Below are 17226 nucleotides of genomic sequence, written 5' to 3'. Positions count from 1 at the left end.
AACGGTAGCTTGCCGGAGTTTACCCAGCAGGCAAACGTCTGTATATGTATATACAAATAATCACAATGAGGTGCCGTGCCGATGTCCGTCTTCTTTGCCGAACGTGCTTTGCTGCCTACAGGCTGGGCCGAAAACGTCCGAATCGAGGTCGGCGCCGACGGCCTGCTGACCCGCATCGAGGCCAACGCCTCGGCCGAAGGCGCCGAGCACCTGGCCGGCCCGCTGCTGCCGGGCATGCCCAACCTGCACTCGCACGCCTTCCAGCGCGCCATGGCCGGGCTTGCGGAAGTGGCCGGCAACCCCGATGACAGCTTCTGGACCTGGCGCGAGCTGATGTATCGCCTGGTCGGCAAGATCAGCCCTGAGCAGCTGCAGGTCATTGCCCGCCAGCTGTACATCGAGATGCTCAAGGCCGGCTATACCTCGGTCGCCGAATTCCACTACGTTCACCACGACACCCAGGGCCAGGCCTACGCCGACCCGGCGGAGCTGTCGCTGCGCATCAGCGCTGCGGCGCGCGCCAGCGGCATCGGCCTGACCCTGCTGCCGGTGCTGTACAGCCACTCCGGCTTTGGCGGGCAAGCACCGAACGAAGGCCAGCGGCGCTTTATCAACAGCACCGAACAGTACCTGAACCTGCAGGCACGCCTGGCACCGCTGCTCGCCGAGCAGCCGGCGCAGGCCCTGGGCCTGTGTTTCCATTCGTTGCGCGCGGTGACTCCGGAGCAGATCGCCGAGGTCATGGCTGCCAGCGACAAGGCCTGTCCGGTGCACATCCATATCGCCGAGCAACAGAAAGAAGTTGACGACTGCCTGGCCTGGAGCGGGCGCCGGCCGTTGCAGTGGCTCTACGAGAACACCGAAGTAAATCAGCGCTGGTGCCTGGTGCACGCCACCCATGCCGAGCCCGACGAAGTCGAGTTGATGGCCCGCAGCGGCGCGGTCGCCGGCTTGTGCCTGACCACCGAGGCGAACCTGGGCGACGGCATCTTCCCGGCCGTGGATTACCTGGCCTGCGGCGGGCGCCTGGGGATTGGTTCGGACAGCCATGTGTCATTGAGCGTGGTAGAGGAATTGCGCTGGCTGGAATATGGCCAGCGTTTGCGTGACCAGCGCCGTAACCGCCTGTACCGCGGCGATCAGCCGATGGTCGGGCGCACCCTGTACGACGCCGCCCTGAGTGGCGGCGCCCAGGCCATGGGCCAGCCGATTGGCGAACTGGCGGTGGGCAAGCGCGCGGACTGGCTGGTGCTCGATGGCAACGACCCGTACCTGGCGACAGCCAGTGAAGACGGCATTCTCAACCGCTGGCTGTTTGCCGGCGGTGACCGTCAGGTGCGCGATGTGATGGTCAACGGCCAGTGGGTCGTGCGCCAGGGTCGCCATGCCCAGGAAGAAGACAGCGCACGGGGATTTGCCGGGGTGCTGCGCAGCCTGTTGGGCTGATTACGCCATCGCGGGGCGAGCCCGCTCCTACACTGTCGGAGTTGGCTTGCCAGCGATTTGGGTATCAAGGCTTGTGCGCCGCCATGTCCTTGTCCGTTACCCGCCAGATCAGCCGCTGGGTGTCGTAGCCTTGCTGGCGCGCCTTGGCCAGCAGGCTTTCGCGCTGCAACGCCGGAATGGTCGGGGTGCGCGAAAGTATCCACAGGTACTTGCGATCCGGATTGCCGACCAGCGCGGTCTGGTACTTGTCGTCGACGTAAAGGATCCAGTAGTTGCCCTTGGCGACCCCAGGCAGCAAGGTCGAGAACCAGTTGTCGAACTCCACCCAGAGCTTGTCGGTCTTGCCCGGCACCTGCGCAGTGGCCGTGCCGCTGGCCTCCTGCCATTCACCTTGCAGGGTCTGACAGCGGTTGAGCACCCCGACATTACCGTCCGGCTTGAGGTTGTAATGAGCCTCGGACTGGGCGCAGTCGCGCTGGAAGAACATCGGCAGCCGCGCCAGTTCATACCACTTGCCCTGGTAGCGCTTGAGGTCGACGCTGCCGGCAGTCTTGGGCTCCAGCGAGCCTGCGCCGGTGCTGGCACAGCCGCCGAGGATCAACCCGGCGCACAGCGCCAGCAGCAGATGCAACCGCTTCATTTGAGGCCCTGCCCGGAATACATCAGCACTTTGTCACCGGCGTACTGGACACTGATAAAGGTCTTCTGGTCGCCCCAGGTGCAGCTGGACATGCCCAGGGCGCCCGAGCAATCGGTCGGCGCGCCGAGCAGTTTTTCGACCTCGGCCTTGGCCATCCCGGACTTGAGCTGTGAATAGTTTTCCTGGTTGATCTTGTTGCACGCAGTGAGGAACACGCACAAGGACAGCAGGGCGAGGGAACGCAACGACATGAAGGGTCACTCCTGGACATGAGGGTGCAGGCGCGGTGGCCTACCGACAGCTTAGAAGGGAAAAAGCTCATCCGGTTCCCGAGCGCCCAGGTTTTGTTGGCGTCAAAGCCCCGCCATTGGTCGACTGGTGAGTTCTGCGATTAATCTTTTGCCCATAACGGACGACACAGGAAGGCGCTGCGACCGATTGCCGCGCCCCACCCGTTGACCCGCCTTGTGCAGACAGACCTCGCAATGACAAAAAACCTGAAGTTCAGCCACAAGATTCTGCTCGCCGCCGCCCTGGTGGTCGCTGTCGCCTTCACCTGTTTCATCCTGTTCAACGATTACCGCCAGCGCCAGACCCTGCGCAGCAACACCGAAGCCTCGATGCAGGAGCTCGGCAGCCTGACCAGCAGCAATATCCAGACCTGGCTGCAAAGCCGCATGCAGCTGCTGCAGTCGCTGTCCCAGCAAGTCGCCATCGATGGCGCCAGCAAGGACAGCCTGACCCGCAGCCTGAGCTTGCCGGTGTACGGCAGCAATTTTTTGCTGACCTACTTCGGTGGCCAGGACGGCTACATGCAGTCGGTGCCGCTGGGCAATCGCGCAGCCGACTACGACCCGCGGGTGCGCGGCTGGTACAAGGCCGCCACCAGCGCCGGCCAGACCATCATTACCGAGCCGTACATTTCCGCTTCGGCCAACAAGCTGGTGATCACCCTGGCCACCCCGGTGCAGCACCAGGGCCGGCTGATCGGCGTCAACGGCGTCGACACCGATCTGGATAGCATCAGCGCGATCATCAACGCGCTGAACTTCGACGGCCACGGCCAGGCCTTCATCGTCAACGGCGCGGGCAAGATCCTCGTCCACCCGAAAGCCGACCTGGTGCTGAAGGACCTCAGCGACGCCTACCCGCAAGACACCCCGCAGGTCGGCAGCGGCCTGAAAGAAGCCGAGCTCAACGGCCACAAGCAGTTCATCACCTTCACCAAGGTCAACGGCGTGGCGTCGGCGGACTGGTACGTGGCGCTGGAGCTCGACCAGGATTTCGCCTTCGCCATGCTCAGCGAACTGCGCACTTCTGCAGTGGTGGCCACGGTGATTGCCGTGCTGATCATCATCGCCCTGCTCGGCGTGCTGATTCGTGTGCTGATGGAGCCGCTGCACGTGATGGGCCGGGCCATGCACGACATCGCCGAAGGCGAAGGCGACCTGACCCGGCGCCTGCGCATTCATGGCCAGGACGAATTCGGTAGCCTCGGCCAATCGTTCAACCGTTTTGTCGAGCGTATTCACGAGTCGATCCGCGAAGTGGCCTCGGCCACCGGCCAGGTCAACGAAGTGGCGCTGCGCGTGGTCAGTGCCTCGAACGCCTCGATCCACAATGCCGACCAGCAGTCGAGCCGCACCAGCAGCGTCGCTGCGGCGATCAACCAGCTCGGCGCCGCTGCCCAGGAAATCGCCCAGAACGCCGCCCTCGCCTCGCAACATTCCAGCGACGCGCGCAACCTGGCAGCGCAGGGCCAGCAGGTGGTCGAGCAGACCATCGAAGTGATGAACCAACTGTCGGCGAAAATCAGCGACTCGTGCGGCAACATCGAGACGCTCAATGCCAACACGGTGAACATCGGCCAGATTCTCGAGGTGATCAGCGGCATTTCCCAGCAGACCAACCTGCTGGCGCTCAACGCCGCCATCGAAGCGGCCCGTGCCGGCGAGGCCGGACGCGGCTTTGCCGTGGTGGCCGACGAAGTCCGCAACCTCGCCCACCGCACCCAGGATTCGGCGCAGCAGGTTCAGCGCATCATCGAAGAGCTGCAGGCTGGTGCTCAGGTGGCGGTCAGCACCATGACCGAAAGCCAGAGCCACAGCCAGCACAGCGTCGGCATCGCCAACCAGGCCGGCGAGCGGCTGGGCAGCGTAACCCTGCGTATCGGCGAGATCGACGGCATGAACCAATCGGTAGCCACCGCCACCGAAGAGCAGACGGCCGTGGTCGAGTCGATCAATGTCGACATCACCGAAATCAATACGCTGAATCAGGAAGGGGTAGAGAACCTGCAGGCAACCTTGCGCGCCTGCAATGACCTGGAGAATCAGGCCAATCGTTTGAAGCAGCTGGTGGGGAGTTTCAGGATCTGACGTGAAGCTGATCGCGGGGCAAGTCGAGTCGTCGCACCGCCGCTCCCACAGGCAATGCAAATCTCTGTGGGAGCTGGCTTGCCAGCGATGAATTCAACTCAAAACCTCGAGCCTGGCTCCAGCAGAAAATCCATCTCTTCATCGGTACTCGGCCGATTCAGCAACAGATTGCGATGCGGGAAGCGGCCAAAGCGGGCAATCACCCGCTGGTGCTGCTCGGCGTAGTCAAGGAACCCTTCGAACAAGCGCCGATCGGCATCCGGCTGGGCATCGAGCAGCAACTGGTAACGCTCGACGCTGATGTTCTGCCAGTCCAGTACCTCGGCATGCTCCAGCACCAACAGGATGAACACCCGCTGGATCGGCAGCAACTGGTAATCCCAGGCCTTGTCCAGCCCCTGCATCACCAGCACCTGGGCACGTCGGTCGCCATCGAAGGCGCGCGGCGTGTCGCGGTGGATCATGCGCGGCAACTGGTCGAGCAGCAACACCAGGCCAAGCCAGCCCTGAGGGCTTTGCAGCCACTCATCGAGGCCGCCGGCCAGCGCTTGCTCGACCAGCTCGCCGAAGCGCTCACGCGCTTCGTCGTCGTGGTGCTTGCCGAACCACAAGGTGCTCTTCTCGTCAGCCACATCCTGGGGGCTGGTGCCCCAGCCAAACCACCACTCCAGCAAAGGCTGCCAAGGTGCGAGCATGATTTACTCCTTGTGATAACCGGTAACGCGCTCGACTTCCTGCTTGGAGCCGAGGAACACTGCCACGCGCTGGTGCAGGCTCTCTGGCTGGATGTCGAGGATGCGCTGGCGACCGTCGGTGGAAGCACCGCCGGCCTGTTCGATGATGAAGGACATCGGGTTAGCTTCGTACATCAGGCGCAGCTTGCCCGGCTTGGACGGTTCGCGGGCGTCGCGCGGGTACATGAACAGGCCGCCACGGGTCAGGATGCGGTGCACATCGGCAACCATCGAGGCGATCCAGCGCATGTTGTAGTTCTTTTTCAGCGGACCGGTTTCACCGGCCAGCAGCTCGCCCACGTAGCGGGTCACCGGCTCTTCCCAGTGGCGCTGGTTGGACATGTTGATGGCGAATTCGGCGGTGGTTTCAGGCACCTGGATGTTCTCGTGGGTCAGTACGAAACTGCCCAGTTCGCGGTCCAGGGTGAAGCCCTTGACGCCGTTGCCCAGGGTCAGGATCAGCATGGTTTGCGGGCCGTAGATCGCGTAACCGGCGGCAACCTGCTTGGTGCCTGGCTGCAGGAAGGCCTGCTCGTTGAGGCTCTCGTTCTGGCTCAGGTATTCGTTCGGGCAGCGCAGTACCGAGAAGATGGTACCGACCGAGACGTTGACGTCGATGTTCGACGAACCGTCCAGCGGGTCGAAGACCAGCAGGTAGGCGCCTTTCGGGTATTTGCCCGGGATCTGGTAGGCGTTGTCCATCTCTTCGGAAGCCATGCCGGCCAGGTGACCGCCCCACTCGTTGGCTTCGAGGAGGATGTCGTTGGAGATCACGTCGAGTTTCTTCTGGACTTCGCCCTGCACGTTCTCGGTGCCCATGCTGCCCAGGACACCGCCCAGCGCGCCTTTGGAGACGTTGTGGCTGATTTCCTTGCACGCACGCGCCACCACTTCGATCAGGAAGCGCAGATCGGCAGGGGTACTGTTGCTGCGGGTCTGCTCAATCAAATAGCGACTCAGGGTAACGCGGGACATGTAAGGCTCCGAAGGAAGGGGGTAATAAAAACCCACGCAGTTTACAGGGAGAGTGAAGCGCTAGCGAGCAATCAGACACGCTTGGCCGATCAGACGGCACATCGGCCCGAGAGTTCAGCGCTCCCGGGCCGGCCTTTGCAGCTTAGTCGAGGGCTTTCCAGATATCCGTGGCGTACTCGCGGATGGTCCGGTCCGAAGAGAACCAGCCCATCCGCGCGCTGTTGAGCACTGCCATGCGCCACCACTGCCTGGGCTCGCGCCAGAGCGCTTCGACGCGCAATTGCGCTTCCCAGTAGGCATCGAAATCGGCGCACACCAGGAAGCGGTCATAAGCCACCAGCGAGTCGACCAACCCGACATAACGGGCCGGGTCATCCGGTGAAAACACCCCGCCACGAATGGCCTGGAGCACGTCGTTGAGCCGATGGGAGGCACCGATCGCGGCACTGGCGCCAAAGTCGCCGCTGCGCTTGCGCGCCTCCACCTGCTGGGAGGTCAGGCCGAAGATGAACATGTTCTCGGCACCGACCTGCTCGCACATTTCGACATTGGCGCCGTCCAGGGTGCCGATGGTCAGCGCGCCATTGAGGCCGAATTTCATGTTGCTGGTGCCCGACGCCTCGTAGCCGGCGGTAGAAATCTGCTCAGACAGATCGGCCGCCGGAATGATGCTCTCGGCCAGGCTGACGTTGTAGTTGGGCAGGAACACCACCTTGAGCAAGCCGCGCACGGTCGGGTCGTTGTTGACCACCTTGGCGATGTCGTTGCTCAGTTTGATGATCAGCTTGGCCTGGTGATAGCTGGCGGCGGCCTTGCCGGCGAAGATCTTCACCCGCGGCGCCCAGCCGCTGCCAGGTTCGGCGCGGATGGCCTGGTACAGGGCCACGGTGTGCAGCAGGTTGAGCAACTGGCGTTTGTACTCATGGATGCGCTTGACCTGCACATCGAACATCGCCTCGGGGTTGAGGGTAATGCCCAGGCGCTCCTGGACCAGGCTGGCCAGGGCCTTTTTGCTGTGCAGGCGCTGGGCGGCGAACTGCTTGCAGAACGACGCCTTGTCGGCAAACGGCTCAAGGTCGCGCAGGCGTCCCTGCGGGTCATCGAGCAGGTCGGCGCCGAGGGCCTCGACCAGCATGCCGGTCAGTTGCGGGTTGGCCTGGAACAGCCAGCGCCGGAAGGTGATGCCGTTGGTCTTGTTGTTGATTCGCTCGGGGTAGAGCTTGTGCAGTTCGGCAAACACCGTGCTGCGCATCAGCTTTGTGTGCAGCGCCGACACACCGTTGACGCTGTGCGAACCGAGGAACGCCAGGTTGCCCATGCGCACCCGGCGGCCGTTGTCTTCCTCAATCAGTGACACCGCGCGCAGCACGTCGAAATCGTGGATGCCCTTGGCGCGCAGGGCGTCGATATGAAAGGCGTTGATCAGGTAGATGATCTGCATGTGCCGCGGCAGCATGCGCTCCATCAAACCCACCGGCCAGGTTTCCAGGGCTTCGGGCAGCAAAGTATGGTTGGTGTAGGCCAGGGTCTCGACGGTCAGCTGCCAGGCGGTGTCCCAGGGCACTTCGTGCTGGTCGACCAGCAGGCGCATCAGCTCGGCGACCGCGATCGAGGGGTGGGTGTCGTTGAGCTGGATCGCCGCCTGCTGCGGCAGGTTGAGCAGGCTGTCATGCATGTTCAGGTGCCGGCGCAGCAGGTCCTGCAGCGAGGCGGAAACAAAGAAGTACTCCTGCCGCAGGCGCAGCTCCTGGCCGGCCTCGGTACTGTCGGCCGGGTACAGCACCCGCGAGATACTTTCGGCGCGCGCCACTTCGGCGACAGCGCCAAGGTGATCGCCGGCATTGAAGCGCTCCAGGTGTAGTTCTTCCAATGCCCGCGCCCGCCACAGGCGCAAGGTGTTGACGCTGGCACCGCGCCAGCCGACCACCGGCGTGTCGTAGGCCACCGCACGCACCGTCTCGGCCGGCCACCACACCTGGCGCTGCTGGCCACTGGCGTCGTGCACGGTCTCGACACTGCCACCAAAGCTGATCGGGTAGATCACCTCGGCCCGCTCGAACTCCCAGGGGTTGCCGAAATCCAGCCAGTTCTCGGTCTGCTCCTGCTGCCAGCCATCGACTACCGCCTGGCGGAACAGGCCGTGCTCGTAACGAATGCCGTAACCGTGGGCGGCGATGCCAAGGGTCGACATGCTCTCCATGAAACACGCCGCCAGACGCCCCAGGCCGCCATTACCCAGCGCCGCATCGGGCTCCAGCAGGCGAATGCGCTCAAGGTCGACGTTAAGCCCGTCCAGCGCTTCACGGGCAACATCGAGCAGGCCGAGATTGCTCAGGCTGTCGTACAGCAGACGACCGATCAGGAACTCCAGCGACAGGTAATACACCCGCTTCTGGCTCTTGCGGTAGATCTGCCGGGTATGGTCCATCCAGTGGTCGACCATGTGATCGCGGGCAGCCAGGGCAATGGCTTCGAACCAGTCGTGATCGAAGGCATGCTCCGGGTCCTTGCCGACCGCGTAGGTCAATTTATCCAGCACAGCGGTGCGAAAAGCGGCCACCTCTGCGTCACGAGCGAGTGGTTCCTGAGACATGCGACGTCCTCGGGCAAGTTGACGAATGCGGATGGAGATTTCTCAGCCTAGACCGTTCGACACAGAGGGGAAGCTCTGGTTCGCGACTTTCTTGCGGCCAGCGGCAAACAAACCCGGAATAAAGCGGCAAATGGTTGTTCACAATTTGATCAACTCCGGTATCATCGCGCGCCCACAAGACTCTTCTAGCCTGAGCCCGATGAAACCGACCCTGATTGCCGCCGCCGAAGTCGACCGACTGGAAACTTGGCAGAAGTACCAAAGCCATATGTGCGGAGGCTGCAACTCGACCTGCTGCACCTTGCCGACGGAAGTGAAAATCAAAGACCTGATCCGCATGGGCGTGGTGGATGAGTTCGAGGTGGGCGAGCCGCCGAAGAACATTGCCAAGCGCTTGCAGAAGGACGGGATCATCCAGCGCTTCAACCAGAAGTCGGGGATTTTCACCCTGGCGCAGATGAGCAACGACGATTGCCTGTACCTGGACCGTAAAAGTCGCATGTGCACCATTTACGACAAGCGCCCGGACACCTGCCGCAACCATCCACGGATCGGCCCGCGCCCGGGGTATTGCGCATATATCCCCAAGCCTGCGGTGCGCTCGCGCTAAGCGACGACCACTGATCGGAACGCCCGACCGAAGCGAGCTGGGCGTTTGACGATGACACTATGTTATGTTTACCTGACATTAACCAGATAATGTTATGGATACGTAACATGCAGACCACGCTAATTTCCCAGCGCATCGGGCACAGTATCGAGCAGATGAGAAAACGCCGCGGCCTGACCAAAGTGCAACTGGCGGAACGTATCGGCATCACTCGGCAGAAGCTCAGTGAGATCGAGCAGGGCTCAAGCACCGTCGCTATCTCGTTTTACAGCAGAGCATTGAATGCCCTCGGCTGCGACGTCGAGGTCGTGGCAAAGTCCCTGCCGACCCTGGATGAGCTTGAGGACGTGTTCCGGTGAGCGCGGCAGACGAGCTGCTGGTGTCAACGCCTCAAGGCGTCAGCGGCAAGATTTACCAGCAGCCAAACGGCGACTACGTCTTTCGCTATAGCGACTCATCCTCGGCCTCGATTGCGGTGAGCATGACCATGCCCCCTCGCCGCGACGACTTCGTATCCAGGGACCTTCATCCGATTTTCCAGATGAACCTGCCCGAAGGCTATGTACTGGAGCAACTGCGCAATCGCCTGGCCAAGGTAGCAACCGTCAACCCGATGCTGCTGCTGGCGATCTCCGGCAGCAACTCGCCTATCGGCCGCGTATTCGTCACCGCACCAGAAGTGCAGCGCCTGATCGAGCAGCAAGACAACCCGGGCAAAGGCGAACGCCTAAGCGAGATTCTTGCCTGGGACGGTACCGAGGATATTTTCAATGAACTGGTCCAACGCTACATCTTGCGCTCCGGTATTTCTGGCGTGCAGCCCAAAGTTCTGGTGCCGGAACTGACCGAAGCCCCTTACAAGGCGACCGCCACCACCGCTGACCTGATTGTAAAAAGCGGCAAGGGTGAATTCCCCCACCTGGCGATCAACGAGTACCTGTGCATGTCGATTGCCAGCGCAGCCGGAATAACCACACCAGAGTTCTACTTGTCCAAGGACAAGCGCATGTTCGTCATGCGCCGCTTCGACCGTGATGCACAGCTGAATCCGCTTGGCTTCGAAGACATGGCGGTGTTGATGGGCCTGGGTACTGCTGGCAAATACAGTAAAAGCTACGAGCACATCGCCAAAGCCATAGAGGTGTTTACCGCACCGATGGAACAGCTGGAGAACCTTCAGGCGCTGTTCGACATGGTCGCCTTGAGTTGCATCGTCGGCAACGGCGATGCGCACCTGAAGAACTTCGGCCTGCTGTACAGCACGCCTTACGCCAATGATGCCGTGCTCGCGCCGGCCTATGACATCGTCAATACCACCGCCTACCTTCCGCGAGACACACTGGCGCTGGACCTCAATGGGCAGAAGTCGCTTTTTGCCTCACGCCTGGCCATTCTCGACTTCGCCAAACGCTGCCGTGTCAGTGACCCCAAAAGCCGCATCCAGGCAATCCTGCAAGCCGTCGAAGGCACACTGCTGCATCATCAGGAGCTGACGGAACAAGCACCGGACATAGCTGCTGCCATCCGCGCCAGCGCCGCGCCGTTCGAACAGTCCTTCGGCTGATTCACACTTTCCGCGCACAAAAAAACGCCCCCGGCCTTGCGACCGGGGGCGTTTTCATTCAGCCGGAACTAAGACTCAGTTCTTGGCTTTCTTGGCAGCGCGGGTACGCTCGCCTTCGTCGAGGATCTTCTTGCGCAGACGGATCGACTTAGGGGTCACTTCGCACAGCTCGTCGTCCTGGATGAATTCCAGAGCCTGTTCCAGGGTGAAGCGAACAGGTGGAACCAGAGCGATGGTTTCGTCTTTACCCGAAGCACGCATGTTGTCGAGCTTCTTGCCCTTGGTAGGGTTGACGCCCAGGTCGTTGTCACGGCTGTTCAGACCAACGATCTGACCGTTGTAGATCTCCTGGCCGTGCTCGACGAACAGCTTGCCGCGCGCCTGCAGGGTTTCCAGGGAGTAGGTCAGGGCCTTGCCGGTTTCAACCGAAACCAGTACGCCGTTCTGACGGCCGGACATGTGGCCGGACTTCATCGGAGCGTAACGGTCGAAGATCGAGGTCAGGATGCCTGCACCGTTGGTCAGGGTCAGGAACTGGTTACGGAAACCGATCAGACCACGGGCTGGAATGTTGTATTCCAGGCGTACACGGCCCTTGCCATCCGGAACCATGTTGGTCAGGTCGCCTTTACGCAGACCCATTTCTTCCATGACCTTGCCCTGGGAGTCTTCAGGGATGTCGATGGTGACGTTTTCGAACGGCTCGTGCTTGGCACCGTCGACTTCACGGATGATCACTTCCGGACGACCAACACCCATTTCGAAGCCTTCGCGACGCATGGTTTCGATCAGAACCGAGAGGTGCAGCTCACCACGGCCGGAGACCTTGAACTTGTCAGCCGAGTCGCCTTCTTCAACGCGCAGTGCAACGTTGTACAGCAGCTCTTTGTCCAGACGTTCCTTGATGTTGCGGGAAGTCACGAACTTGCCTTCTTTACCGCAGAACGGCGAGTCGTTGACCTGGAAGGTCATCGAAACGGTTGGCTCGTCAACGGTCAGCGGCTTCATCGCTTCAACTGCGTCCGGGGAGCACAGGGTGTCGGAGATGAACAGCTCGTCGAAACCGCTGATGCAGACGATGTCGCCAGCCTGGGCTTCTTCGACGTCAACGCGGTGCAGGCCGTGGTGACCCATCAGCTTGAGGATACGACCGTTGCGCTTCTTGCCATCGACGTCGATAGCCACCACCGGGGTGTTCGGCTTGACGCGACCGCGAGCGATACGGCCAACACCGATAACACCGAGGAAGCTGTTGTAGTCCAGTGCCGAGATCTGCATCTGGAACGGACCGTCACGGTCAACAGCAGGGGCCGGTACGTTGTCGACGATCGACTGGTACAGCGGGGTCATGTCTTCGGCCATTTCGGTGTGGTCCAGACCGGCAATGCCGTTCAGGGCCGAGGCGTAGACGACTTTGAAGTCCAGCTGTTCGTCGGTGGCACCGAGGTTGTCGAACAGATCGAAGATCTGGTCCAGAACCCAGTCAGGACGCGCGCCCGGACGGTCGACCTTGTTGATCACCACGATTGGACGCAGGCCGGCTTCGAAAGCCTTCTTGGTCACGAAACGGGTTTGCGGCATAGGGCCGTCTTGAGCGTCGACCAGCAGCAGTACGGAGTCGACCATCGACATTACACGTTCAACCTCGCCACCGAAGTCGGCGTGGCCGGGCGTGTCGACGATGTTGATGTGGTAGCCGTTCCAGTTGATGGCGGTGTTTTTCGCCAGAATGGTAATACCGCGCTCTTTTTCCTGGTCGTTGGAGTCCATGACGCGCTCGTCGTTGAGCTCGTTACGCTCCAGAGTGCCGGACTGACGCAGGAGTTTGTCGACCAGGGTGGTTTTACCATGGTCAACGTGGGCGATGATGGCGATGTTACGCAGATTTTCGATCACGTGTGTATCTCGATCAGAGGATTCGGGTTGCCGCCCAGTCTAGGCGGCGAATATGAATGAATGGCGCTCAAACGGCCCGGTGGTCGGGAGGGCGATGGCGGATGCTCCCGCCATATAGCCCCGGCGTCTTATGTCGGACGATAAACGCGCACATTGGCATGTCCCTCACTGAGCAGATGATGGGCATGCAGGCGACTCATTACTCCCTTGTCGCAATACAGCAGGTACTGGCGCGTGGCATCCAGCTCCTTGAAGCGACTGTTCAGGGCGTAGAACGGCAAGGCCTGGACCTCGATGCCGTCCAGTTCCAGGGGCTGGTCTTCCTGGGCATCAGGGTGGCGAATGTCGATCACCACCTGCCCGGCCAGCGCCTGGCTGACTTCTTCGATCTGGATATCCTGGCTGAGTTCATCGATCACGTGGTCGATGGAGATCAGCCGAGCGCGCTCCAGGGCACGCTCGAGCACCGCCATGTCGAACTGCTTCTCTTCATGCTCGAGGCGATGACGCTTGGCGCAAGTGGTCGGGTTCACCGAAATCACGCCGCAGTATTCAGGCATGTGCTTGGCGAACTCGGCGGTGCCGATCTGCTGGGCCTGGTCGATGATGTCCTGCTTGTGGCTGGCCAGCAGCGGGCGCAGCACCAGCTTCTCGGTGGCCGAGTCGATCACCGCAAGGTTCGGCAGGGTCTGGCTCGAGACCTGGGAGATGGCTTCACCGGTCACCAGGGCGTCGATCTGCAGGCGGTCGGCGATGTTGGTCGCCGCGCGCAGCATCATGCGCTTGAGGGTCACGCCCATGTAGCTGTTGTCGACCTTGCCGAGGATCTCGCCGACCACTTCTTCGAACGGCACGCTGACGAACAGCACGCGCTGGCTGGCGCCGTACTTTTTCCACAGGAAGTGGGCGACTTCCATCACCCCCAGCTCGTGGGCGCGGCCGCCAAGGTTGAAGAAGCAGAAGTGGGTCATCAGGCCGCGACGCATCATCTGGTAGGCGGCGACGGTGGAGTCGAAACCACCGGACATCAGCACCAGGGTCTGCTCCAGCGCGCCCAGCGGGTAACCGCCGATGCCTTTGTGCTGGTTGTGGATGACGTACAGGCGCTTGTCGCGCACCTCGATGCGCACCTCGACTTCAGGCGTGCGCAGGTCGATACCGGCGGCGCCGCACTGCTGGCGCAGCTGGCTGCCGACGTAGCGGTCGACGTCCATCGAGGTGAAATCGTGGTGACCGCCGCGCTTGCAGCGTACGGCGAAGCGCTTGCCCGCCAGCAGGTGACCGAAGTGCTGCTTGCACTTGGCGACGATGTCGTCGAAATCACCCAGCGGGTATTCGTCGACCTGCAGGAAATGGGCAATGCCCGGCGTGCAGCTCAGACGCTCGGTCATCTCGCGCAGGACCTTCTCGTCCTCGATGTGAGTGATCACTTCGAGGTTATCCCAGACACCGTTAACCGCGAGCGCAGGATCGAGGTCCTTGAGCACGTTGCGGATGTTGCGGGCCAGTTGACGGATGAAGCGCTTGCGAACCGGCCGGCTCTTGATGGTGATCTCTGGGAAGACTTTTACGATTAGTTTCATGAAAAACAGCGCGCGAGGTGCCGACTAAAAAAGTGGGGCGCGGATTATAGCGGAAATTGCTCAAGCTTTGAGCAACTTTTGTACAGAAGGTTTTTCTAGCACCGTTATGGTGCATCATGGCTGTTTAGCGCATCGTAAGGGTGCAGAAAAAACCGCTGATTTCAGCGAATCGGGCGAAAACGCTTGGGTTTGGGGCAAAAATCCCAACTCGGGGCACTGGCATGCAATTTGCTCCCTTGTGAGGCAGGTTGCCTTGGCCGACTATTCGCGCCCGGCATCACCCAAATTAAAGGGCTGCACAGGCAAGCTCTACCCCACCCGGAGGACACTATGTCGAAGTCGGTTCAACTCATCAAAGATCATGACGTTAAATGGATTGATCTGCGCTTCACTGACACCAAAGGCACTCAGCACCACGTGACCATGCCAGCTCGTGATGCGCTGGATGAAGATTTCTTCGAAGCCGGCAAGATGTTCGACGGTTCCTCCATCGCTGGCTGGAAAGGCATCGAAGCCTCCGACATGATCCTGATGCCGGACGACTCCTCCGCCGTGCTCGACCCGTTCACCGAAGAGCCGACCCTGATCCTGGTCTGCGACATCATCGAACCTTCGACCATGCAAGGCTACGACCGCGACCCACGCGCCATCGCCCGCCGCGCCGAAGAGTACCTGAAGACCACCGGTATCGGTGACACCGTGTTCGTCGGCCCAGAGCCTGAGTTCTTCATCTTCGACGAAGTGAAGTTCAAGTCCGACATCTCCGGCTCGATGTTCAAGATCTACTCCGAGCAAGGCTCGTGGATGTCCGACCAGGACGTCGAAGGCGGCAACAAAGGCCACCGTCCAGGCGTCAAAGGCGGCTACTTCCCGGTACCACCGTTCGACCACGACCACGAAATCCGTACTGCCATGTGCAACGCCATGGAAGAAATGGGCCTGGTCATCGAAGTCCACCACCACGAAGTGGCCACTGCCGGCCAGAACGAAATCGGCGTGCAGTTCAACACCCTGGTGAAGAAGGCTGACGAAGTTCAGACCCTCAAATACTGCGTGCACAACGTTGCCGACGCCTACGGCCGCACCGCTACCTTCATGCCTAAGCCACTGTACGGCGACAACGGCTCGGGTATGCACGTGCACATGTCCATCTCCAAAGATGGCAAGAACACCTTCTCCGGCGAAGGCTATGCCGGCCTGTCCGACACCGCCCTGTACTTCATCGGCGGTATCATCAAGCACGGTAAGGCCCTGAACGGCTTCACCAACCCGGCTACCAACTCCTACAAGCGTCTGGTACCAGGCTTCGAAGCACCGGTCATGCTGGCCTACTCGGCGCGCAACCGTTCCGCCTCGATCCGCATCCCGTACGTTTCCAGCCCGAAAGCCCGCCGCATCGAAGCGCGCTTCCCGGACCCGGCTGCCAACCCGTACCTGTGCTTCGCAGCACTGATGATGGCCGGCCTGGACGGTATCCAGAACAAGATCCACCCAGGCGATGCCGCCGACAAGAACCTGTACGACCTGCCGCCTGAAGAGGCGAAAGAGATCCCACAGGTTTGCGGCAGCCTGAAAGAAGCCCTGGAAGAGCTGGACAAAGGCCGTGCGTTCCTGACCAAGGGCGGCGTGTTCTCCGACGACTTCATCGATGCCTACATCGCGCTGAAAAGCGAAGAAGAAATCAAGGTCCGCACCTTCGTACACCCACTGGAATACGAGCTGTACTACAGCTGCTAAGCCAGTGACGCTCGCGCAAGCGGCGTAGCTTGAAAAAAGGCCTCCTTCGGGAGGCCTTTTTCATACATATTCTTCAGATGTTCCCGATAGGTCAGCCTCCTGACCTCGACCATGCTGGCTCAGCAATCCACGCCCGAGCCCATCATGACCCGCACCCCGATCACACTCACCCTGCTTGCCTTGCTGACAGGCTGCAGTACCCCGCCAGCACCGCTCGAATCACAGGTGCTGCTACGCACCAACACCGCCTGGGACGGCAGCCCCTACCCGCGCTACCCCGACGGGCCAGCGGAACTGACCCTGGTTAAAATCCACATTCCGCCTGAAACAACCCTCGACTGGCACAGCCATCCGCTGCCCAACGCCGGCTACCTGCTTGCAGGTGAACTGCTGGTGGAAACCCGCGACAGCAACAAACAGGTAAGCATCAAGGCCGGAGACGCCCTCGCCGAGATCGTCGATGGCGTGCATCGCGGGCGTACAGACGCGCAAGCGGCCGAACTGATTGTTTTTTATGCCGGCAGCCAGGGTGTGCCGCTTTCCCAGCCCGCGCCAGCCACCACACCACTCACCGCCTTGCTCGACAGCATCGACCAGCGCCTGCACATCGCCCACGCGGTTGCCCTGAACAAATGGGACTCGGGCCAGCCAGTAGAAGCGCCTGAACGCGAGCAGCAGGTGATTGCCAATGCCCAGTCCCAGGCCCTGCGCTTTGGTGTCGACGGGCAACGGGCAGCGCTGTTCTTCGCCGACCAGATCGAAGCCAACAAGCTGCTGCAGTACAGCGCGCTGTCGCGCTGGCATGCCGTCGGCAGCGCACCGCAAACCCCGCGGGTCGATCTGGGCAGCCAGTTGCGCCCGCAGCTGGATCGCCTGCAGCGCACCCTGCTCAGCCAGTTGGCCGAGTTTGATCGCAACCGCCCGGCCCACTGCCCGGCAACCCTTGCCCAGGCCATCGCGCAACGAGCCCGAGACCCGCAGCAATCCGTGGCACTGATCCGTGCCACCACGCATTTGTGCTCGCCGCAGTAATCCTTCCTCTATGCTCTATATTGGTGCACGCATCTGCC

The 17226-nt window shown here is 61.3% G+C and carries 14 protein-coding genes and 1 pseudogene; 8 read left to right on the top strand and 7 right to left on the bottom strand.

Annotated elements, in window-relative coordinates; translation table 11 throughout:
• The first annotated feature begins 81 nt into the window (after positions 1 to 81).
• The gene (locus LOY22_RS01725) at positions 82 to 1446 is read left to right on the top strand and encodes a formimidoylglutamate deiminase (protein ID WP_258595958.1); all 1365 of its coding nucleotides are present in this window, start codon (positions 82 to 84) and stop codon (positions 1444 to 1446) included.
• A 64-nt stretch (positions 1447 to 1510) separates the two neighbouring features.
• Here the strand turns inward: LOY22_RS01725 and LOY22_RS01720 are convergent, their stop codons facing one another.
• Together LOY22_RS01720 and LOY22_RS01715 are read right to left on the bottom strand one after the other, a co-directional pair.
• Positions 1511 to 2086 carry a lipocalin family protein gene (locus LOY22_RS01720; RefSeq protein ID WP_045193896.1) on the bottom strand — a complete coding sequence of 192 codons (576 nt, stop codon included), beginning with the start codon at positions 2084 to 2086 and terminating at the stop codon, positions 1511 to 1513.
• Positions 2083 to 2337 (bottom strand): outer membrane protein assembly factor BamE, encoded by a 255-nt coding sequence (locus LOY22_RS01715; protein WP_213602683.1) that lies wholly within the window; start codon positions 2335 to 2337, stop codon positions 2083 to 2085. Before LOY22_RS01715 ends, LOY22_RS01720 begins: the two co-directional genes overlap by 4 nt.
• Before the next feature lie 234 nt (positions 2338 to 2571).
• Between LOY22_RS01715 and LOY22_RS26930 the strand changes: the two are divergent.
• Positions 2572 to 3609 (top strand): annotated as a pseudogene (locus LOY22_RS26930) (cache domain-containing protein); the annotation flags it as partial.
• A 24-nt stretch (positions 3610 to 3633) separates the two neighbouring features.
• A complete protein-coding gene (locus tag LOY22_RS26925) occupies positions 3634 to 4464 on the top strand; it encodes a methyl-accepting chemotaxis protein (RefSeq protein ID WP_404944412.1) in 831 nt (276 codons plus the stop codon).
• A gap of 98 nt (positions 4465 to 4562) precedes the next feature.
• Here LOY22_RS26925 and LOY22_RS01705 read toward each other — a convergent pair whose 3' ends face one another.
• The 3 genes from LOY22_RS01705 to LOY22_RS01695 form a co-directional block, all read right to left on the bottom strand.
• Positions 4563 to 5159, bottom strand: coding sequence for a DUF924 family protein (locus LOY22_RS01705; RefSeq protein WP_045193897.1), 597 nt, complete (start codon positions 5157 to 5159; stop codon positions 4563 to 4565).
• Between the two features lie 3 nt (positions 5160 to 5162).
• Positions 5163 to 6173, bottom strand: coding sequence for a class 1 fructose-bisphosphatase (locus tag LOY22_RS01700; RefSeq protein WP_045193898.1), 1011 nt, complete (start codon positions 6171 to 6173; stop codon positions 5163 to 5165).
• A 142-nt stretch (positions 6174 to 6315) separates the two neighbouring features.
• Positions 6316 to 8766: a glycogen/starch/alpha-glucan phosphorylase gene (locus LOY22_RS01695; protein ID WP_045193899.1), complete on the bottom strand. Its 2451-nt coding sequence runs from the start codon at positions 8764 to 8766 to the stop codon at positions 6316 to 6318.
• 199 nt (positions 8767 to 8965) lie between these two features.
• On the opposite strand from LOY22_RS01695, the gene LOY22_RS01690 reads away from it, so the two are divergent.
• The 3 genes from LOY22_RS01690 (at position 8966) to LOY22_RS01680 (ending at position 10940) form a co-directional block, all read left to right on the top strand.
• The gene (locus tag LOY22_RS01690; protein ID WP_230090916.1) at positions 8966 to 9376 is read left to right on the top strand and encodes a YkgJ family cysteine cluster protein; all 411 of its coding nucleotides are present in this window, start codon (positions 8966 to 8968) and stop codon (positions 9374 to 9376) included.
• A 107-nt stretch (positions 9377 to 9483) separates the two neighbouring features.
• On the top strand, positions 9484 to 9735 hold the full coding sequence (locus LOY22_RS01685; RefSeq protein WP_123564854.1) for a helix-turn-helix transcriptional regulator: 252 nt from the start codon (positions 9484 to 9486) through the stop codon (positions 9733 to 9735).
• A complete protein-coding gene (locus LOY22_RS01680) occupies positions 9732 to 10940 on the top strand; it encodes a type II toxin-antitoxin system HipA family toxin (protein ID WP_258595953.1) in 1209 nt (402 codons plus the stop codon). The genes LOY22_RS01685 and LOY22_RS01680 overlap by 4 nt, the downstream gene beginning before the upstream one ends.
• A gap of 75 nt (positions 10941 to 11015) precedes the next feature.
• On the opposite strand, the gene typA is transcribed toward LOY22_RS01680, so the two are convergent.
• Together typA and thiI are read right to left on the bottom strand one after the other, a co-directional pair.
• Positions 11016 to 12836 (bottom strand): translational GTPase TypA, encoded by a 1821-nt coding sequence (typA, locus tag LOY22_RS01675; protein ID WP_045193901.1) that lies wholly within the window; start codon positions 12834 to 12836, stop codon positions 11016 to 11018.
• Positions 12837 to 12964: 128 nt separating this feature from the next.
• Positions 12965 to 14419: a tRNA uracil 4-sulfurtransferase ThiI gene (gene thiI / locus LOY22_RS01670; protein WP_258595951.1), complete on the bottom strand. Its 1455-nt coding sequence runs from the start codon at positions 14417 to 14419 to the stop codon at positions 12965 to 12967.
• Positions 14420 to 14749: 330 nt separating this feature from the next.
• Between thiI and glnA the strand changes: the two genes are divergently transcribed.
• Entirely contained in the window at positions 14750 to 16156 is a 1407-nt protein-coding gene (gene glnA / locus LOY22_RS01665) for a glutamate--ammonia ligase (RefSeq protein ID WP_038997584.1), read from the top strand.
• Positions 16157 to 16300: 144 nt separating this feature from the next.
• The gene (locus LOY22_RS01660; protein ID WP_258595949.1) at positions 16301 to 17188 is read left to right on the top strand and encodes a chorismate mutase; all 888 of its coding nucleotides are present in this window, start codon (positions 16301 to 16303) and stop codon (positions 17186 to 17188) included.
• Positions 17189 to 17226 lie beyond the last annotated feature (38 nt).

The sequence above is a fragment of the Pseudomonas sp. B21-035 genome, assembly GCF_024748945.1.
Taxonomy (GTDB): domain Bacteria; phylum Pseudomonadota; class Gammaproteobacteria; order Pseudomonadales; family Pseudomonadaceae; genus Aquipseudomonas.
Note: the sequence above shows the minus strand (reverse complement) of the source record. Positions and strands in the feature narration are given on the sequence as shown.